This is a genomic window from Flavobacterium cryoconiti (genome assembly GCF_048158645.1).
Taxonomy (GTDB): Bacteria; Bacteroidota; Bacteroidia; order Flavobacteriales; family Flavobacteriaceae; genus Flavobacterium; species Flavobacterium cryoconiti.
The window spans coordinates 1-20,935 of the sequence record NZ_JBLNKW010000001.1 but is presented as its reverse complement, the minus strand read 5'-3'; the positions used below and the strand labels follow the sequence as shown (position 1 = coordinate 20,935).

13 protein-coding genes are annotated in these 20,935 nt (G+C 33.1%); 12 read left to right on the top strand and 1 reads right to left on the bottom strand.

Annotated features, from left to right (window positions below):
• Positions 1 to 12: 12 nt before the first annotated feature.
• Entirely contained in the window at positions 13 to 3,960 is a 3,948-nt protein-coding gene (locus ACM55H_RS00065) for a hybrid sensor histidine kinase/response regulator transcription factor (protein ID WP_416834559.1), read from the bottom strand.
• A gap of 389 nt (positions 3,961 to 4,349) precedes the next feature.
• Between ACM55H_RS00065 and ACM55H_RS00060 the strand changes: the two genes are divergently transcribed.
• From ACM55H_RS00060 to ACM55H_RS00005, 12 genes are all read left to right on the top strand, one after another.
• Entirely contained in the window at positions 4,350 to 7,361 is a 3,012-nt protein-coding gene (locus tag ACM55H_RS00060; RefSeq protein WP_416834558.1) for a SusC/RagA family TonB-linked outer membrane protein, read from the top strand.
• Positions 7,362 to 7,378: 17 nt separating this feature from the next.
• Complete coding sequence (locus ACM55H_RS00055; RefSeq protein ID WP_416834557.1) at positions 7,379 to 8,905, top strand: RagB/SusD family nutrient uptake outer membrane protein; 1,527 nt, start codon at positions 7,379 to 7,381, stop codon at positions 8,903 to 8,905.
• Between the two features lie 79 nt (positions 8,906 to 8,984).
• Positions 8,985 to 10,163, top strand: coding sequence for a glycoside hydrolase 5 family protein (locus ACM55H_RS00050; RefSeq protein ID WP_416834556.1), 1,179 nt, complete (start codon positions 8,985 to 8,987; stop codon positions 10,161 to 10,163).
• A gap of 59 nt (positions 10,164 to 10,222) precedes the next feature.
• The gene (locus tag ACM55H_RS00045) at positions 10,223 to 11,278 is read left to right on the top strand and encodes a glycoside hydrolase family 43 protein (RefSeq protein ID WP_416834555.1); all 1,056 of its coding nucleotides are present in this window, start codon (positions 10,223 to 10,225) and stop codon (positions 11,276 to 11,278) included.
• A gap of 3 nt (positions 11,279 to 11,281) precedes the next feature.
• A complete protein-coding gene (locus ACM55H_RS00040) occupies positions 11,282 to 13,033 on the top strand; it encodes a sugar-binding protein (RefSeq protein ID WP_416834554.1) in 1,752 nt (583 codons plus the stop codon).
• Between the two features lie 189 nt (positions 13,034 to 13,222).
• A complete protein-coding gene (locus ACM55H_RS00035) occupies positions 13,223 to 15,031 on the top strand; it encodes a glycoside hydrolase family 2 protein (protein ID WP_416834553.1) in 1,809 nt (602 codons plus the stop codon).
• Between the two features lie 154 nt (positions 15,032 to 15,185).
• Positions 15,186 to 16,226: a glycoside hydrolase family 43 protein gene (locus tag ACM55H_RS00030; RefSeq protein WP_416834552.1), complete on the top strand. Its 1,041-nt coding sequence runs from the start codon at positions 15,186 to 15,188 to the stop codon at positions 16,224 to 16,226.
• Positions 16,227 to 16,259: 33 nt separating this feature from the next.
• The gene (locus tag ACM55H_RS00025) at positions 16,260 to 17,441 is read left to right on the top strand and encodes an aldose epimerase family protein (protein ID WP_416834551.1); all 1,182 of its coding nucleotides are present in this window, start codon (positions 16,260 to 16,262) and stop codon (positions 17,439 to 17,441) included.
• On the top strand, positions 17,442 to 18,467 hold the full coding sequence (locus tag ACM55H_RS00020) for a glycoside hydrolase family 43 protein (protein WP_416834550.1): 1,026 nt from the start codon (positions 17,442 to 17,444) through the stop codon (positions 18,465 to 18,467).
• Positions 18,468 to 18,713: 246 nt separating this feature from the next.
• The gene (locus tag ACM55H_RS00015; RefSeq protein ID WP_416834549.1) at positions 18,714 to 18,881 is read left to right on the top strand and encodes a hypothetical protein; all 168 of its coding nucleotides are present in this window, start codon (positions 18,714 to 18,716) and stop codon (positions 18,879 to 18,881) included.
• Between the two features lie 151 nt (positions 18,882 to 19,032).
• Positions 19,033 to 19,716 (top strand): hypothetical protein, encoded by a 684-nt coding sequence (locus ACM55H_RS00010; protein ID WP_416834548.1) that lies wholly within the window; start codon positions 19,033 to 19,035, stop codon positions 19,714 to 19,716.
• Positions 19,709 to 20,725, top strand: a complete 1,017-nt coding sequence (locus ACM55H_RS00005) for a Kiwa anti-phage protein KwaB-like domain-containing protein (RefSeq protein ID WP_416834547.1) — start codon at positions 19,709 to 19,711, stop codon at positions 20,723 to 20,725. Before ACM55H_RS00010 ends, ACM55H_RS00005 begins: the two co-directional genes overlap by 8 nt.
• The last annotated feature ends 210 nt before the right edge of the window (positions 20,726 to 20,935 follow it).

Here is a 20,935-nt window from a genome sequence, read left to right as displayed (position 1 = left end):
ATGTAGGAATGCTTATTTATTCATAGAAATATAATCAGAAGGCGACATTTTGAAATGTTTTTGAAAATTTCTGCCAAAACTAGTTTGGGATTTGTAGCCTACTATTTCTGCAATTTCATACATTTTATAGTCTTTATTTAATAGTAATTCGGCAGCCTTTTTTAGCCTGACTAAGTTGATTAATTCATTCGGGCTCATATTTGAAATATCCTTGATTTTTCTATACAACGTAGATCTGCTCATGTTCATTATTTCAGAAAGGGATTCCACGCTTAAATTTTGATCTGCAATATTTTTTATAATTTCTTCATCTAATTTTTTCAAAAAGTTTTCATCTGTCTTATTGTGTGCCATGCTTTTTATATGAGAAAGAGGAGAGCTAGCATAATAATTCATTATTTGTTTCCTGTTTTCGATTAGATTTGAAGACTGAACTTTTAAGTATTCCATAGAAAAAGGTTTAGCAACATACGAATCTGCCCCAACTTCTAATCCATCAATTTGGGATTTAAGGGAATTTTTAGCGGTTAGTAATATTACTGGGATATGACTTGTTTCTAGATTGGTTTTAATTTTTTTGCACAGCGTAATTCCGTCCATAATGGGCATTTCTATATCACTTATTACTAATGCGATATTTTCATTGTGAATTATTTTAAGTGCTGTTTCTCCATTGTTGGCTTTTAAAACAGCGTAGGAAGACAGCAATTCTTTGGTTATAAAATTCAATAAATCTTCATTATCTTCTACAACTAAAATGGTTGTTTTTTCACTTTTTATTTCGGGTTCTATTATTTCGTTTTCATTGCTGTTGGTTTCTTTAGCCAGTTCGTCATAAAGCATAAATTCCTCTTCTTGATGCAAAGGGACGATAAACTCAAAAACATTCATTTTTGGTTCAGAAAAAACTAATTGCAAACTACCATGATGAAGTTGTGTTAGCGAATGGGCTAAAGAAAGCCCGATTCCGGTTCCAGAATTAGTATCCATATTATCAACCCTAAAAAAGGGTTCGAAGATTTTATTTTTTAAATTACTCGGGATTAATTTTCCGTCGTTTTTGACAATTAGTTCTAATTTTTTTTCATCTCTAATCAAACTCACTATGACTTTGTTTTCAGAATATTTGATGGCGTTATTGAATAGGTTGCTCAATATTTTTTTTAAGGCTTCTTTATCAACAAAAGCATAAATGTCTTTATCACTTAATTCTAATTCAAAATCAATGTTTTTTTCTTCGATGAGTTGGCTAAATCTTAAATGCATGTTTCGGACCAATGCTGAAATATTTACTTCAACAAAAGTTAGTTTTAAGCCGCCAATTTCTGTTTTTCTAAAATCTAAAAGTTCATTTACTAATTTTAATAATCTTGAGGTGTTTTTTTTCATTATAGAGAGATTTTGCGGAATCTCAGGAGTTTGATATTCAAACTTTAAAAGTTTTTCTAAAGGGCTTTTGATAAGTGTTAGCGGTGTCTTGATTTCATGGGCAACATTTGTAAAAAATTCTATTTTGGCCTGATAGATTTCTTTTTCTTTTTCGTCGTTTAGATGTTTAATTTTTCTGTCATTTTTTTCTTGGCTTAAATTATTAGAATAACGAATAATCATAAACAAGCCATAACAGATTAACATAAAATACAATAGATACGCATAAGTACTTGCCCAAAACGGCGGTAGTATTTTTATTTTAACAGCAATTTCTTTACTCCAAACTCCAAAACTATTGCGTGATTTTACTTTAAAAACATAAGAGCCAGGAGAAAGTTCCGTAAAGAAAACTTTATTGTTTCTTTCTAAATAGACCCAATCCTTATTTACATCCTCTAATTTGTACCAATATTCTGTCAGCTCAGCTCCGGTATAATTTAATGCTGCAAATTCAATATTAAAAGAAGATTGATTGTGGTTTAGTTCTAGTTCGTCTACGTGCGAAATGGATTTTTTTATGGGTGAGTCTTTATCGTTTGTTTGTACTTCCTGATTATTTATTTGTAAACTGGTTATAAAGATTTTTGGAGCGTATTTATTTTTACTAAAATGTTTAGGATTGAAGCTAATCATTCCGTTTAAGTTGCCAAAATACATATCTCCATTAGTGTCTTTGTAAGCTGAGTTGTAGTTGAACTGATCGCTTAATAAACCATTAGCGGTTGTGTAAATTTTAATACTATTGTTTTTAGGATTAAACTGCACTAATCCTTTAGAGGTTGTAATCCATAAATTTTGCTTGTCATCTTCTAAAATAGAATAGAAAACATTGCTTGGAAATCCTTTTTTGGTGTTGAATTTGGTAAAGGTTCTTGTTCTTTTGTCAAATAAATTTAAACCGTTTTCCGTGGCTATCCATAAATTTTTCTTGCTATCCTCAAAAATAGAGTTGATAGAATTGTTGCTTATTCCTTTAACATCTTTATAATTGTATCTGAAAATTTCTTTTTTCTTATTTTTTGAATTGTAAAACAACAATCCATCTCTATAGGTTCCGGCCCAGTAATTCCCATCGTTATCTTCCATAAATGAAGTGTAATGCATGTTTTCAGGAAAATTCTTTAAAATGTCAAAATTGTCATTTATCGAATTGTATTTGTAAATTCCTACGGAAGTTTGTACCAAAAAATCTTTGCTTCGGGTTTCATAGAAACTAAAGATAAAATTACTTTTAAGAGCTCCTGTTTCAGTCCCTGCGTTGTAATGTTTGATTACTTTTCCTGATTTGCGATCCAAAACATCCAAACCATGTTCGAAAGTACCAATCCAAATATTTTCTTTTCGTGGCAGTAAAGCATGAATATTGTAATAGGATACTGAACTTGGACTCCCATTAGGTTTATAGGCAGTAAATACCTGAGTTTTCGGATTGAATTTATTGAGTCCCGCGTCTTCAGTTCCTATCCAAAAATCACCGTTATCATCTTTGTGAATTTCTCTGACGGCGCTTCCGCTAATCGAATTCTGATTGTTCTTAGGGAAATATTTTTTGAACTGAGTATATTGTTTTTGATGATAGTTAATGCCTCCAAAATAAGTCCCAATCCAAACCCCATTTTCTTTATCAATAGTAATAGAATAAGCGGCATTATCTGAAATACTAAAAGGGTCGTTAAAGTCTTTTTTTAGATTAATGTATTTTTTTGTTTGAATGTTGTAAATATAAACACCTGATTCGCTTGCTATCCAAATTTCATTTCCCCCCTTTTTTTTGAATTGTCTTACAAACAAAGGGTCTTTTGTTGCAAATGGTAGGGAGGACGTACTTTTAGTTATGCGATTATAGGAAAGAACACCATGATCTTGTGTGCCTATTAAAATGTTGTTTTTGTCTAAAGCGTAAATTACCGTTATTCTATAAGATGGATTATTATAATTTAATGGAACGGTTTCGAATGATAAACTTTCCTCTGAATAATGATATAATTTGTTTAAAGAAGAAACCCATATTTCTCCTTTTGCATCTCTCGTAATAGAAGTGGCTATGAAATAATTGTTTGGATTAAATGTTGTGGTTTCATTTTTTGCAGTGGAATACTTATAGAGAATATTGCCTGAAATGAACCATATATTACCATGTTTATCATGCTCAATTGCTGCTATCCTATCATTAATGGCTTCGTTTAGGATACTAAAACGATCTAATTTTTTATCGTATTTATACAATCCTTTATCCGTTCCTACCCAAATTATACCTTTATATTCATGTAAGGATTGAATGTAATTACTTCCTAAACTATGAATTGGGTCTGAATTGCTTCGGTAGGTCTTGAAACGATAGCCATCAAACCGGTTTAAACCATCTTTTGTGCCAAACCACATAAAGCCATCTTCATCCTGTAATGATGATAAAACGGTATTATTTGAGAGTCCTTCTTCTACTTGATAATGCTTAAAATAATATTCCTGTGCTTGCAGAGAATCTATTGTTAAAATTAAAAAAATACAAAAAAATAAGAATTTACGCATGTTTATGATTTTGATGTTAAATGTCGACTTCGACGAATCGTCTCAATTATATTCCAAATGTTGCAACACTCTAATTTTATAGCTCTAAAACAAGAATTTGCATCATTTCCAGTAAATATTGACACAAATGAATAGATTTTTTTTGAATTAAAATGACCTATTTTGAATTTTCAAATAAAAGATATTGATAATTTATTGGCTTTAAAATTATTATATCTATAAAAAAAATCAATAAAAAATTCACATTATTAATTTATAAAAAAAATGAACCAAATTTTATTGGAAAGCAATATGAATTGCTTCTTTGTTCGAATCAGAGACGATTGAAATCTCCCAATCATTTAATAAACCAAACTAAATAAATTAAAACTATTTAAAATGAAAAATCAATGAAAACAAAAATCAACCAAATTTTAAAGAAGAGATATTGCCTCTTACTTTTTTTTAGCTTACTGCTACAAAAAGGGTATGCTCAAGAGCAAATTAAAATTACGGGAAAAATAACATCTGCTCTTCACGGAGATCCTGTTCCTTTTGCCAATGTTCTTGTAAAGAATACACAAAATGGCGCAGTGACAGATTTTGACGGAAATTTTTCCATTACTGCTAAATCAAATCAAACACTTATAGTTTCTTACCAAGGATACAAAACAAAAGAGATAGCTGTAAATAATCAGCAAACAATTAATATTTCAATCGAAGAAAGTGCAGTTGCCTTAGACGAAGTAGTTCTTGTAGGTTACGGCTCACAGCAAAAGAAAGATTTAACGGGAGCTATTTCTGTCGTTAAAGCGGGCGAAATTCAAAAAAGACAAGTCACTACAATGGCCGAAGGCTTACAAGGCTTAGTGACAGGGGTTAAAGTTCGAGGTGGAGGAAGACCTGGACAAGAAGCCAGTATTGAAATTCGTGGACTTAAAAATCTTCAAAACACGAATCCTCTTTATGTTGTTGATGGTTTAATTACTACAGCTAACAGAGATTTTAATCCAAACGACATTGAAACCATTCAGGTTTTAAAAGATGCATCTGCTGCTGCCATTTATGGTTCCAGAGCTGCTAACGGGGTAATTATTATCACAACTAAAAAAGGTAAAAAAGGTCCTTTGAAAATTGAAGTTTCCTCTAAAACAAGTTTTTCAACGATGCCAAAATATGATTTGATGGGAACAGAAGAATTTTCGAAATTCAATTTCCAAGCCTATGATAATGCTGGTATTCCGAGACAAAACTTAAACCTTGGCGTAAATACGGATTGGCAAAAAGAGATTTTTAAACAAGGATTGCTTCAGGATTATAACGCCAGTTTTTCAGGAGGCGGTGATAATTCCACTTTTTTCATCTCAGCAAACTATTTTGGAAATGAAGGAACTGTAATCTCAACTGATTTTAATCGTGTTTCTTTTAGAGTAAATTCAAGCGGTACAAAAGGAATTTTTAGCATTGGTGAGAACTTAGCTATCAGTAACTCAAGAACTGATGAAATGTCCGGTAATCCGATAATCGATGCTTACCGATTATTTCCAACGATTCCTGTTTATGATCAAGATAATCCAGGAGGTTATGGTTACGGGAAACAAGGTGTAGCAAATACTTTTGGAACAAATCCAATTGCACTTGCCAATTTATTAGACACTAAAAATGAAAATTTCAGAATTAGAGGGAATTTATGGTCTGAACTAAAACTGGCTTCTTTTTTAAAGTATCGCTTTAATTTTGGATACGAAACCAGTTTTGACAGTCATAACTTTATTAGAAAATTAGGGAATTGGACTTTAAATCAGCCTTTCGAACAATCGTTTATCAACCAAAATAAAGGCCGTTCAGAAACTAAATTATTTGAAAATACATTGACTTTCAAAAAAGAATTTGGCAAACATGATATTACGGTTTTGGCAGGTCAAACATTTCAAAAAGACAATTACAACCAAATATATGGTACAAAAAGAAATCTTTTGATTAATCCAAGTACAGGTGAATATTTTGATGTTTTAGATTTAGGAAATCAAGCAGAAGTTGGCGGATTTAGAAACGAAGCCGCATTAGCTTCTTATTTGGGAAGATTGGAATACAACTACGATGATCGCTATTTATTTAATGCAGTTTTCAGACGTGATGGTTCTTCAAAATTTAGCGACGCCAATAAATGGGGGAATTTTCCATCGGCTTCTTTAGGATGGAGAGTGAGTAACGAATCATTTTTTAAATCAAAATTCATTAATGATTTGAAATTAAGAGCCAGTTATGGTGAATTAGGTAGCGGAAATATTGGAAATTATGAATACCAAGGTTTCATAAACACTTTTGGTGCTATTGTCCTTGGAGATGGCCAAACTTTATATCCATCAGCTACACAAGTGAGATTAGCAAATGATGAATTGCGTTGGGAAAAATTAAAACAAACCAATGTCGGGATAGATTTAGGAATGCTTGATAGCTCTTTACGCTTAACAGCAGATTATTTTGTTGCCCGTACTGAAGATGTTTTATTTGGATTCCCAATATTGATGACCACAGGTAATGATGGAGGAAATCCTATTTCAAATGCGGCAACAGTAGAGAATAAAGGATTCGAATTGGATTTAAGCTACAGCAAAAAAATAAATGATTTTTCATTCAATGCATCCATAAATTTTACCAAACTAAACAATAAATTAGTTTCTCTTGGTAACGGACAAAATGAAAGCATTCAAGGAAATACAATTACAAAGGCAGGAAGTGCTGTAGGAATGTGGTATATGCTACAAACCGACGGATTGTTCCAAAATCAAGCAGAAATTCAAAGCTATGTGAATTCAGCCGGAACTGTAATTATGCCAAATGCAAAACCTGGTGACATTCGATTTAAAGATGTAAATGACGATGGAGAAATTACAAATGAAGACAAAGACATTGTAGGCAGTCCATGGCCAGAGTTTGAAATGGGTTTCAATGCCGGAGCTTCTTACAAAGGTTTTGATTTCTCTATGAACTGGATTGGTTCTCATGGAGCAACTGTTTATAACGGATTCAGAAGTACGGTTGACCGTTTTGATGATGACAGTAACTACAGAACAGGAATTCATCCTTGGACTCCTGAAAATCCAAACACTGATTTCCCTAGAATTGTAAAAGGAACTACTTTAAATGCTAGAGGTGATAGTGATCGTTTTTTAGAAAGCGGCGATTTTATCAGACTTAAATATATCGGATTTGGCTATAACCTACCTGAAAATCTTTTACATAAAGTGGGTCTTACAAGCGCCAGATTTTCTTTATCTGCACAAAACGTAATTACAATTACAAAATATCTGGGGCTAGATCCTGAGTTCAGTAATGGTAATATTTTTGAAAGAGGTGTAGATATAGGTTCTTTTCCAAACCTGAAAACCTATTCATTCGGCGTGGAATTTAGTTTTTAATTTAAAAAAATAGCATAATGAAAAAAATATTTTTAATAACTGTAGTTTTTCTCAATCTCCTATCCTTGTCTTCATGTGATAATGAATTGGAACTTAACAACCCAAATACGCTAACAACAGGTCAGTATTGGGCTACAGAAAGTGATGCACAAGCAGGAATAAACTCTGTTTATGCCATGTTTTACAAAGATGGTTTGTGGGCAAGATGGATTTACTTTCGTCTGGATCTAACATCCGATGAAGGTTTCAGCCAAAGTCCGTGGATAGAATTAGCAGACTGGACCAGATTTAATTACATCAATTATAACTTCTGGGAAGGAAACAGCGTAACTTGGAGAGATACTTACAAAGCCATTTTTAGATGCAACCAGGTTCTTGCCAATGTTCCAAAAATCGAATTCAAAAATGAAGATGATAAAAAGAAAATTTTAGCTGAAGCAAAATTTTTAAGAGCATTACACTATTATTATGCTGCTATACTTTGGGAAAATATTCCAATCGTTTTAGAGCCATCAACACCAAATGATCGTCCAGAGCAAAAAAACATCACGGAAGTTTGGGCACAAATAGAAAAAGACTTAAATGATGCTTATACTGATTTACCTACTGAATGGGCGGGCGATCAAACAGGAAGACCAGACAAAGGTGCTGCAAAAGGAATGCTTGCAAAAGTGTATATGCAACAACGCAAATGGACGGAAGCAAAAACAGCTTTAGAATATTTAATTACAGGTGCTGGTGCAAAATACAGTTTGGTAGCTAATTACAGAGATAATTTTACCGCTGAAAATGAAAACAACAGTGAGTCTGTTTTTGAAATTCAGTTTGGAGACCAAAGAAAAGGCGGAACTGACGAAGGTCCAAGTGCGGCCGTTTCCAGTAATCGTGCTCAATTTTTTGCCCCAAGAAGTATCGGATGGTCAGACGGACAAGCAAGATTTTGGTTAGTTGACGCTTTCAAAAAAGAAAAAAACAAAGACGGTGGTTTAGATATTCGATTAAAATACACTTTGTTTTATCCTGATTTATTAGCTGATTTTGGAGACAAAACATACAATAAAACTTGGCAATGGGGAGCAAATGAAGCTTGGTTCAGAAAAGGCAGTAGAGATTATTACAGAGATAATGAAGATTATTACAGTCAAGTAAACTACCGATTAATTCGCTATGCAGATATTTTATTACGTTATGCTGAAGTCTTGAATGAAACGGGTAATACTGCTGGTGCCTACCAATATGTAGACATGGTAAGAGCTCGTGTAAAAATAGGAACGTTAGCAGCTGCGCATCCTGAAATTGGAAATGATAAAACTAAATTCTTGGAACAATTAAAAATGGAAAGAGTTTTAGAATTAGCTGGCGAAAGTGTTCGTTGGGAAGATTTAAAACGTTGGGGAGATTTAGACACTCAAGCTTCTGTGGATAAAATTTCATTACGTGATCCTGATTTTAAAAACTTTGTTGTTGGAAAAAATCAAAGATTACCAATTCCTCAAGTAGAAGTTGATAATAACCCTAATTTAAGTCAACATCCGGAATACTAACTTTTAATTTTTTAGGGAATGAACGTAGAATCATTCCCTAAAAATTAATGCAGACTTGTTCAAATTAAGAAAATTTATAATGAAAAAAACGAAACTGTATCTGGCATTTATGTTGGTTGGGATGCTATTACTTAGTTGTAATAAATCCAAAACCAATTCAGAAGAGAATAATAAAAAAAATCAAGCAGAACAATCTGTAGATAAAAGAGAAATTTGGACAAAAGAACAGGCAAATTCATGGTATGCTAAACAACCGTGGCTTGTAGGATCTAATTATAACCCGAGCACAGCCATAAATCAACTGGAAATGTGGCAAAAGGAAACTTTTGATCCTAAAAGAATAGATCAAGAATTAGGTTGGGCTGAGCAAATAGGAATGAATACCATGCGTGTTTATTTGCATGACTTATTGCACAAACAAGATGCAGAAGGTCTTTATGAACGAATGGATACTTTTTTAGAAATTGCCGATAAACATCATATAAAAATTTTATTTGTACTTTTTGATTCTTGTTGGGATCCCTTCCCAGAATTAGGAAAACAAAGAGCTCCAAAACCATTTGTCCATAATTCAGGATGGGTACAAAGCCCAGGGCAAAAAGCTTTGTCAGACGCAAAAGAATATCCACGTTTAGAAAAATACGTAAAGGAAACAGTTGCTCATTTCAAAGATGATCAAAGAATATTGGGTTGGGATGTTTGGAATGAGCCAGATAACATGACAGGTCCTTCTTATGAAAAGGTTGAAATCGCTAACAAAGTTGATTTAGTATACAATCTTTTGGGAAAAGTATTCGAATGGGCCAGAGAAAGTAACCCTTCACAACCACTTACCTCAGGTGTTTGGGCAGGCGATTGGACAGAGGCGAATCTAAAACCCATTTTTAAATTACAATTAGACCAATCGGATGTGATTTCTTTTCATTGTTATGATAAACCTAAAGATTTCATAAAACGTATCAATGAATTAAAACGTTATGGAAAACCAATGTTGTGCACTGAATATATGGCACGTCCTAATGGAAGTACATTCGAAGGATTTTTGCCAATTGCAAAAGAAAATAAAATTGCTATGATCAATTGGGGTTTAGTTGATGGAAAATCACAGACTAAATTCCCTTGGGATAGCTGGACTAAAAAATACACTTCTGCTCCACCTGTATGGTTTCACGAAGTATTCAATACAGACGGTACACCTTATAAAAAATCAGAAACCGATTTTATTAAAAAAATGACTTCTGAGGCTTATAAGAAATAGAACAAGTTAAAAACTAACCCTATTTTGATTTATTAAAATAGGGTTATAATACAAAAAGAATGAAAAACAGAATCCTAAATACGCTTTTTTTAATTGCAGTTTTAGTGTTAGAAACAGCATTATTTGCGCAGCAACCTAATCCGCCGGGACAAGTACAAAACGGTTCAAAACCGAAGAACGAGGCCTATTTGTTTGCGCATATGACGCATACGGATTACGGAAGACTGTATTATTCTGTAAGTCTTGATGGCTTGCATTGGACTAATTTAAACAACGGAAAAAGAGTTTTTCCGGAATATCAAGGACACCCGGATATTTGCAAAGGTCCGGACGGCAAATATTATATAGCAGGAAATACCAGCGATGAGTCACCAGAAATTAATATATGGGTTTCTGATGATTTGATTACTTGGAAAAAACACGCTGTTTATGCGCCAGATTTAAAAAGCACTCCTGATTATTCCAACGCATTGCAAAGAATAGGCGCTCCAAAATTATATTACGACAAAGACTCCGCAAAGTTTATGCTAACATGGCACACGCCTCACAAACAAGGCTCTAAAGAAGATCCAGAAGCGTATTGGGCAAGTCAAAGAACACTTTATGTGTTGTCAAAAGATTTAAAAATATTTGAAGGCACTCCAAACAGATTGTTTGATTGGGATATGGGAACGATTGATGTCTTCATCAGAAAAGTGGGGGATTCTTATTACGCCATTTTAAAAGATGAAACCTACCCAACTTTATATTGGACAACGGGAAAAACCATCCGAATTGCTAAATCAAAATCGTTATTAGGTCCTTATTCCTTGCCTCAGGAATCAATCAGTCCGAATTTTAGGGAAGCGCCTATGTTGATTCCATCACCGGATGATAAAATTTGGTATATGTATTACGAGCAATATCCGGGAGTTTCTTATGGATTATCCATTTCAGATAATTTAAATGGTCCTTGGTTTCAGGCATCGGGATATACTTTTTATAGTGATTGGGATAAATACAGTTTGCCTGAAAAAGCAAGACACGGTTGCATGATTTCTATTTCCACAAAAGAATATGACAGTTTGGTACAAAAATTTGGTTTAACCAAAACAGAATCGAATCCCAAAAAGTAAAAAATGAGAAAAATAAATTATGCGTTTCTGGGGCTTATTTTCATCCCGTTACTTTCCTGTAGTGATTCTCCAAATGTGATTGATGAAAAACCGGTTGTAGAAAACATTGCATCCAAACCAGCTGTGGAAGGTATCAGAATCGCTTGGGATTATAATTCTTTAACTCAAGTTTCGGATAAAAATAGCAGTGATTACAATGGATACGCCAGATTAGTACAATTAAATGACAAGAAATTAATCTGCACTTATGAATCCGGCGGAGCAATTTTGGTTAAAAAAAGTACTGATTTTGGGAGCACTTGGAGTGAACCCATTAAAGTAGTTTCCGGGAATGCTTCGGTGAATATGACCACGCCGGATATTTTACAATTAAAAGATAATTCTATTTTGATTTGTTATAATCCAAGACCAATTGTTGGTGGGGACAACACCGAAAAATTTTCTGTCAATACGATTAAAAGTTATGACGGAGGCTTGACTTGGAAAGAAAATCAAATCGTGTATGGAGCCAGTTCTGAGTTTGAAAACGGCTGTTGGGAACCTTCTGCGTTACAAATTCCAAGTGGCGAAATTCAATTGTTTTTTTCCAATGAAAATGTGTACCGCAATTCGAATGAGCAAAATATCTCCCTCATTCGTTCTTCGGATAATGGATTAACATGGTCAGCAACGCCAGAAATTGTAAGTTTTAGAACCGGAAAAAGAGATGGAATGCCGTCTCCGATTCTATTAAAAAACGAAACAGAAATTGTTTTTTCTATTGAAGATAATGGTGTTGATAATCAGTTTAAACCGTATATCATTCGAAATTCCATTACAGAAAACTGGAAACAAACAGTTGATACAAATAGCAAGAACAGAAATTATGCTTTGGGAGAAGTGTTGGGTAACGGAATTTATGCGGGCGCTCCGTATCTGTCACAAATCAGCACGGGAGAAGTTTTAATGTCCTACCAAGGAACCGAAGACAGGACAACAAACGACATTAATAATGCCGATATGAAAGTGGTTATTGGTACAGCTGACGCTAAAAATTTCAACAGAAAATCTACTCCGTTTATACTTTCCAGTGGAAAATCAGCTTTGTGGAACAGCATTACTGTTTTGGAAGACGATACCGTTGTTGCTTTAACTACCACAAATCAATTTTCAAATTCATCACAAATTTGGATGATTAAAGGGCATGTTTTACCTGAAATTAATGCTGCGAAAGAAACTGCTGTAATTGATGGATTGAACAATGAAACGGTTTGGCAAAAAGAAAGTCCTGTTTTTATTGGTCAAAAAAGCAACACACAATTAGAAGCTAATTTTGCGTATGACGCAGCGTTTTTATATGTTTTTGCCCAAGTAAAAGACGGCCAAATTGTAAGTACCGATGCTTTAACTGGAAGTGATGGTTTGAATTTGTATTTAGACCCTAAGAATAAAAATTTAATAGCTCCTGGAAATTCTATTTTTAAACTGGAATTAGGACAATCCGCTATTTTTTCAATGTATGAGGGAGAAAATAGCAAATGGAAAAAATTAGAAAGTCCGCAAGGAATTGTAACAACTACAGTCAAAACTACAAATGGCTATCGAATAGAAGCCAAAATACCTTGGATAATATTAGGTGGAATGCCTGCAAAACAAACAAGAATGGGTTGCAACATGGAACTTAGAGAGAAAGGAATAAATAGTTATATAGAAGGTATTGCAACCAATATAAATGATAAACCGTATTCTTGGTCCACTTTAAAGTTGGCTAATTAATATATAAAGAAATTTAAAAAACCGGTGAATTTTTAATGGTTAAAGAATTCACATTAAGGTGGTTGATTAGGTTAGTTTTTTGGGAATTACCAGACTATTTAAATAGTCTGGTAATTTATTTAGTAACAGAAATTGAAAAATAACACATCAATTTTAGTGATGTGTGCTCATAAAATAAATTAGATACAAATGAAAAAAAATGCAACAGTAATTCTCTTTTTATGCTTAGGATTGTCTCTATCCGCGCAATGGAAACCGGCTGGAGAAAAAATCAAAACTGAATGGGCTAATAAAGTAAATCCTAAACAGGTACTCCCAGAATATCCCCGCCCGATAATGGAACGCAAGGAATGGAAAAACCTTAACGGATTATGGAATTATGCTATTCAAGAAGTTGGGAAATCAGCTCCTGTAAAATATGACGGTCAAATTCTGGTGCCTTTTGCGGTAGAATCCAGTTTATCTGGTGTGATGAAAGAAGTTGGTGCTAAAAATGAACTTTGGTATAACACGAGTTTTACTTTAGAATCCAATTGGAAAGGCCAGAATATTATACTGCATTTTGGCGCAGTCGACTGGAAAACAGAAGTGTGGTTAAATGGCGTTAAAATCGGTTCCCATACTGGCGGATATACTCCATTTTCTTTTGATATAACACCTTTTATAACCGGAAAAACACAGCAATTGACGGTAAAAGTTTGGGATCCTTCCAATGATGGACCACAACCAAGAGGAAAACAAGTTAAAAGCCCGGAAGGAATCTGGTACACACCGGTTACGGGAATCTGGCAGACGGTTTGGATCGAACCTGTAAATAAAAAGAATATTACAACCATTAAAACTACTCCAAATATTGATCAGAATGTGATTAATATGAAACCTGAAGTAGCGGGAGCGAGTTATGGAGATGTAGTTGAAGTAACGGTTTATGATGATTCAAAAACAATTGCAACTGCAAAAGCCAGTGTTGGTGAAAATATAGAAATTGTTTTAAATAATCCAAAATTATGGTCTCCGGAATCTCCTTTTTTATACAAAACCAATGTGAAATTGATTAGCAACGGGAAAATTATCGATCAAGTAAAAAGTTATTTTGCCATGCGAAAAATTGGCTCTAAAAGAGATGCAAATGGTGTCCTTAGAATGCAATTAAACAACAAGGACTATTTTCAGTATGGCCCATTAGATCAAGGCTGGTGGCCAGACGGATTGTATACGGCCCCAACTGATGAAGCTTTAAAATATGATATTGTCAAAACCAAAGAATTAGGGTTTAATATGATTCGCAAGCATGTCAAAGTAGAATCAGATCGTTGGTATACGCATTGTGATGAACTGGGGATTTTGGTATGGCAAGATATGCCAAGTGGTGACGAGCAGCCTATATGGCAAGACAAAAAATATTTTGAAGGAACTGAATTGCAAAGAACTCCTAAATCGGAAGAAATTTATAAAAAAGAATGGAAAGAGATTATGGACCATTTATATTCGTATCCAAGTATTGTAGTTTGGGTGCCTTTTAATGAAGCTTGGGGACAATTCAAAACAGTTGAAATTACGGAGTGGACCAAGAATCACGATCCAAGCAGATTAGTCAATTCATCCAGTGGAGGAAATCACTTTCAAACAGGAGATATTTTGGATTTGCATCACTATCCTGGCCCAGAATTGTATCTTTATGATGCTCGACGAATTACCGTTCTTGGTGAATATGGCGGAATTGGATTGCCGCTGGAAGGTCATTTGTGGAGAGCAAACGACAATTGGGGATATGTAAAATTCAAAAATGCTGCCGAAGTAACCAATGAATATATTAAGTATGCCAATGAGTTAAAAAAATTAGTCAAAGCGGGATTTTCAGCGGCGGTTTACACTCAAACTACTGATGTAGAAGGGGAAGTAAATGGTTTTATGACGTACGACAGAAAAGTGGATAAAATGGATTTCGAAAAAGTAAAAACTATTAACAAAGAGGTTATTGATGCTATAAATCATTAATCAAATAGGGTATTTGCTTTTAAAATCTATATAAATCTGCAAGATCTGCAAGAAAATTTCGGTTTATAAATTAAGGAGATTTTGTAAAATCTGAATATTTCTAAAATAATAATTTTTAAAAGCGAATGCCTTGTTAAAACTAAATGCTATTGAAATGAAAAAATATTTAATTCTGATTATAATTATAATTGTTTCAGGTTGTAATTCAGAAACCTATTCGCAAAAAGAAACCTTTACCAATCCTATTTTACCTTCGGGAGCAGATCCTTACAGTACGTATTATAAAGGATATTATTATTACACCCATACCTTGCAAAATCGGTTGGTTTTATGGAAAACAAAAAGCTTGGCTGATTTAAAAAATGCGCAGAGCAAAACCATTTGGACAGCACCAAAAAACACGGACTATTCCGGGGATATTTGGGCACCTGAATTTCATATTGTCAATGGCAAATGGTACGTCTATTTTGCCGCAGACAATGGGAATAACAATACCCACAGGATGTATGTTTTAGAAAATAAATCAGAGGACCCTTTTCAGGGAAAATGGGAATTTAAAGGAAAATTAGCCGCAAAAACCGATAAATGGGCTATTGACGGAAATGTATTCTCTTATAAAAACAATCTTTATATGATTTGGGCAGGATGGGAAGGAGACACTAACGGACAGCAGAACATTTACATTGCCAAGATGAAAAATCCATGCGAAATAGATGGTGATCGGGTTTTAATTTCAACACCAACATTCGATTGGGAAACACACGGCGCTTTGAACGACCCGAATAATCCATCTCAGGTAAATGTCAATGAAGGACCACAGTTTTTAATGCACGATGAGAAGGTATTTATTGTGTATTCCGCCAGTGGGTGTTGGACTGATTTTTATGCTTTAGGTTTATTGCATTTTCAAGGAAATGGCGATTTACTCGATGCTTCTTCTTGGGTAAAAATAGAGAAACCATTATTTCAACAATCGGTAAAAAACCAAGTTTTTGCTCCCGGACACAATTCATTTTTCAAATCTCCAAACGGAAAAGAAGACTGGATTTTGTACCACGCAAACTCTAATCCCGGAGAAGGCTGTGGGAATAAAAGAGCGCCAAGAATGCAAAAAATAAACTGGGACGCGAATGGATTTCCTGTATTTGGAGAACCCGTTAGTGAAGGAACGAAATTAGAAATTCCTGCCGAATAGTTTTTTCAATTAAACGATATAAAATTTAAAACGATGAAAAAAATTCAGATTTATACAGTCATTATTCTTGCTGTATTTCAAGTTTCATGCAAAGAAAATAAAAACAATAATTCAACTCAAAAGGAAATGAATCAAGAAACAACCACAGATTCGGCTCCAAATTTTTTAGAAAATAAAAATTTTGAAGCCGTAATAGACAATAAAAATACGGAATTGTATTGGATTGAAAATAACGGCTTGAAAGCTGCTTTTACCAATTACGGGGGACGATTAGTAGGATTATGGTTAGCGGACAAAAACGGGAAACTAACGGATGTTGTTGTTGGAATGAACAGTGTTACCGGATTTCAAAAATCGACAGAACCTTATTTTGGAGCTACCATCGGCAGAGTTGGAAACCGAATCGCAAAGGGGAAATTTACCTTGGAGGGAAAAGAATACAATGTTCCTTTAAATAACGGAGAAAATGCGCTGCATGGCGGGAAAAAAGGCTTTCAGGATGTGGTTTGGAATGCGGAGAAAACAGACGAACATACTTTAGTTTTTACCTATACTTCTCCAGATATGGAACAAGGGTTTCCGGGTAATTTACAAGTAAAAGTAACCTACACCATTACATCTGATAAAACCTTAAAAATGGAATACGAAGCGACCACCGATAAAACAACGATTGTCAATTTGACCAATCACGCTTTTTTTAATTTAAACGGAGAAGGCAGTGGAAGTATTTTGAATCATGAATTACAATTATTTGCCAATAAATATACTCCGGTAGATGCAGGTTTAATTCCAACAGGAAAGTTGGAAAACGTTGCGCAAACTCCTTTCGATTTTCTTGAAAAACATGCTATTGGAGAACGTATTGAGGCTAATAATGAGCAATTAAAATTCGGGAAAGGATATGATCATAATTATGTGCTTACCGGAAATAGTAAAGATGGAATGAATCATGCCGCTAATATAACTGGAGACCAATCAGGAATTTCTATGGATATTTATACTGCAGAACCTGGGATTCAGTTTTACAGCGGGAATTTTATGCAAGGTAAAAATACGTTCAAATCTGGGGCAAAAGATGATTTTAGAACGGCTTTCGCTTTAGAAACACAACATTTTCCGGATGCGCCTAATCAACCTAATTTCCCAACGATTACTTTGAAACCAGGAAAAAAATACCAAACCGTTTCTTATTATCAATTTTCAATTCGTAAATAAATGAATTCTAAACCAACTCAAATGAATTTGTTATACACCATTCTATTTATAGGACTAAGTTTAAATTCATGTTCACAACAAAAAGAAGAAGAAACCAAAATAACACCTCCACCTGCTGTTGTATTAAAAGATATTTTTTTGGCTGACCCTACCATTTTTTATAATGAAGGCACCTATTACTTGTACGGAACAACAACTGGAAACACCTCACTAAATGGAGAAGGATTTCAGGTCTATACCTCTTCTGATCAAAAAAACTGGAAAGGACCCGTTGGTGCTCAAGGTGGTCTTGCACTCAAAAAAGGAGATGCATATGGTTCACAAGGATTTTGGGCTCCACAAATATTGAAATATAACAATCAGTTTTACATGATTTATACAGCCAATGAAAATATAGCTATTGCAACAAGTGATAGCCCGCTTGGACCTTTCAAGAATGTATCTAAAGAGCCATTAGTTGCTCCGGTCAAGCAAATTGATCCCTTCGTTTTTATAGATGATGACGGTAAAAAATATTTGTATCATGTTAGACTTACAAATGGAAATAGAATTTTTGTAGCCGAATTAAACGATGACCTTTTAAGTATAAAGCCAGAAACACTTACTGAATGTATTGCTGCACAATTACAATGGGAAAACACCCAAAATGCCGACTGGCCAGTTGCTGAAGGCCCTACAGTATTGAAAAAAGACGGTTTGTATTATTTAATCTATTCGGCAAATGATTTCAGGAATCCGGATTATGCTGTAGGATACGCAACCAGTAAAAGTCCCTTAGGACCTTGGAAAAAATCGACAACGAGTCCCATTATATCCCGAAATTTAATTGGAGAAAACGGAACCGGGCACGGCGATTTATTTTTAGACAAAGACAACCAATTACAGTATGTTTTTCATACTCATTTCAGCGGTACAAGCGAAGCGCCCAGAAAAGCAGCAATTATTGAAATGAATTTTGTTAAAAAAGAAAATGAATTACTATTAGAGGCAAGAAAAGAAAGCTTTCGTTTTTTAAAGAAAAACTAGCAGAAAGATTATTAAACTAAAAAACCGTAAATTCTTAATTAAAAGGATTTACGGTTTTTATTTTGTGGAGAATATCGGATTCGAACCGATCACCTCTTGCCTGCCAGAAGCATCAGTACTGATTTTTATAACTGTAAATCAGTTAGTTATGTTTTGTGAAATACCCAAAATGTAGCAATTTTTGACATTTTTCCACTTAGAAAGTACACTTAGATAAATATTAATTTTTAATTAAATCAAACACAAATGTTATCAAATACTAAATGCAAAAAACTTCTAAATAAAAATGGAATTATTTATACGGATAAAGAGATAGTTCTTATAAAAGATGCTCTTTATAAAATTGCTGAAATAATCTGGCGTTCTCATACAGAGAAAAACGAAATTCTTAATCCTTATGACATTTTAAAATAGATGGTAATGGAATTGGGTTTGGATATTTTAATGAATAGTATTTTCTAAGAAGTAAAAACATAGAAATATATGATTTACTATAACTTTATAAGTATTCAACAAATAAAATGGTCATTTGATGATTTGTAAAAATTAAAATGTATATTAGTTTTTGAAAAAGTATCCTCAATTACCATATCTAAATTTGGTTGGATATGTGTTAGAATCACACATTAATAAGTTAGCCAACATTTTAACTCGAAAAATGAAAAGGACAAGACTAAATAACATTTCCTTATTTGTACTGTTTATAACATCTTATATTCCATTATTTTTATTGCTAATTATTAGACAAATAAAACAGAATATTGACTTTTTAAATTTTAGTGGATTTAATAAAGAAAGTCTTTTTATTGCTTTAGAAAAATTCGGATTAAGTTACTTCTTTTTTTTTGTCTCAATTTTAGGATATATCGGGCTGAAATTTCTACTCTCAAATTTAGATGAGAAAAAATCAAACGGTGAAATTGTAAAAATAATTGAAGTTGAAAATAAAAATAGTGAAAGTATAAGTTATATTTCAACCTATATAATACCATTCATTTTCCAAGATACTAATGACCTATTCGATATTACATCAATTTTTATTGTTTTGATAATCATATTTTTTATCTATACAAAGTCAAATATGATAGTAATAAATCCGATATTGAACATAACTCATAACTTATATCAAATTGAATATAATAAAAAAAACAAATCAAAAAAAGCACTTTTAATAACTAAAGAAGTCGATTTAGAAATTGACCAAGAAATTAAAATAAATCTAATAACGAAAAATATATATTATGGATAAATCTCTACTTATTGAAGTAATTAACCAAGCGAATTCAGAAAATTTAAAAATGTATTTTGTTACTCGTATTCTTAAACAAGGAATTAAAGCAAATGCTAAAGTTTTGGAAAAGTTTGACTTCAAGGTTTATCAAATAGAAATTACAAACGAAGTAAGAAACTATCTTTATGAACTTTCAGTTAAGCAGTTTAAAAAGATTGAAGAAAATGAAGATATAAATTTCTTTGACTATGATGTAATTGCTGATGAAACAGAACATTTATTTACATATCAAATGCAAAATAAAATTGGTTCATTTTCAGATGTAGTTTATAACCAACTAAACGGAAGCCCGCAAAAAATAACAGACCTTAATGAAATTCTTCAAGACGAAACATTATGGGCATATTGCACCGAATTTGAATTAGACAGTAATAAATCATTTTATACATTTAGAAAAATTTCTCCTAGTAAAGTCGGAATTGAAAAAGAAAATGACGGAGAAAAGAAAAGTATAGTTTCTCAAATAAGGACATACTTCGACACTAATACTAATACACTTTCCCTATTAAAGAGCGATACTGTTAATTTAGATAAGCAAATTGACTGTATTTTTTACGAAGAAACTTTCTATGTACTTAAGAAATTTTACTTTGAACAACTTGTTGGATTACAAGAAGAATATAAAAAAAGAGCTGAAGAAGTCGCAAAATCGATGTCTGTTCACGAATGTTTTGGAGACGTGAAACTTCTGATTGATAACATTGAGAAAAAGGTAGCTATCCACAAAAAATTAATGAAATTAGAAAAATTAGGAAATTTAAGTTCTCTCACTTTAAAAAACATTAAGAAACTTGAAAAACTTGGTAAACAGAAAAAAGCACCTATAAATTTTAAAGATGGTAAAATACAATTTGAAACAGATGAAGATATTGATAATGTAATTAAACTTCTATGCGACTTTTTTAAAACAGGTGATTATTCTGGAAAATCTTATGGAACATATGCAGGAAAAATACAAATAGAATAAAATCTCAATTAACACACATTTTAGCAAGTTGCAAATTTAATGGAATTGCCATTTTTATCATATCTACATTTAGCTAAAAATACTTGCTTTCAGTGGAAAAACCGGTCAAATTGACCACCACTTTCCAGTGTAAATTGACCACCAGTTCCGGAGCAAATTGACCACCACTTTCCAATCCAAATTGACCACCTAATTTCGGGGTAAATTGAT

Excerpts from the sequence above, each read along its gene's own strand:
- ACM55H_RS00045 (WP_416834555.1), top strand. The coding sequence starts at position 10,223 with ATGAAAAACAGAATCCTAAATACGCTTTTTTTAATTGCAGTTTTAGTG.
- ACM55H_RS00015 (WP_416834549.1), top strand. The coding sequence starts at position 18,714 with ATGTTATCAAATACTAAATGCAAAAAACTTCTAAATAAAAATGGAATT.
- ACM55H_RS00035 (WP_416834553.1), top strand. The coding sequence starts at position 13,223 with ATGAAAAAAAATGCAACAGTAATTCTCTTTTTATGCTTAGGATTGTCT.
- ACM55H_RS00005 (WP_416834547.1), top strand. The coding sequence starts at position 19,709 with ATGGATAAATCTCTACTTATTGAAGTAATTAACCAAGCGAATTCAGAA.
- ACM55H_RS00025 (WP_416834551.1), top strand. The coding sequence starts at position 16,260 with ATGAAAAAAATTCAGATTTATACAGTCATTATTCTTGCTGTATTTCAA.
- ACM55H_RS00040 (WP_416834554.1), top strand. The coding sequence starts at position 11,282 with ATGAGAAAAATAAATTATGCGTTTCTGGGGCTTATTTTCATCCCGTTA.
- ACM55H_RS00055 (WP_416834557.1), top strand. The coding sequence starts at position 7,379 with ATGAAAAAAATATTTTTAATAACTGTAGTTTTTCTCAATCTCCTATCC.
- ACM55H_RS00065 (WP_416834559.1), bottom strand. The coding sequence starts at position 3,960 with ATGCGTAAATTCTTATTTTTTTGTATTTTTTTAATTTTAACAATAGAT.
- ACM55H_RS00020 (WP_416834550.1), top strand. The coding sequence starts at position 17,442 with ATGAATTCTAAACCAACTCAAATGAATTTGTTATACACCATTCTATTT.
- ACM55H_RS00050 (WP_416834556.1), top strand. The coding sequence starts at position 8,985 with ATGAAAAAAACGAAACTGTATCTGGCATTTATGTTGGTTGGGATGCTA.
- ACM55H_RS00030 (WP_416834552.1), top strand. The coding sequence starts at position 15,186 with ATGAAAAAATATTTAATTCTGATTATAATTATAATTGTTTCAGGTTGT.
- ACM55H_RS00060 (WP_416834558.1), top strand. The coding sequence starts at position 4,350 with ATGAAAACAAAAATCAACCAAATTTTAAAGAAGAGATATTGCCTCTTA.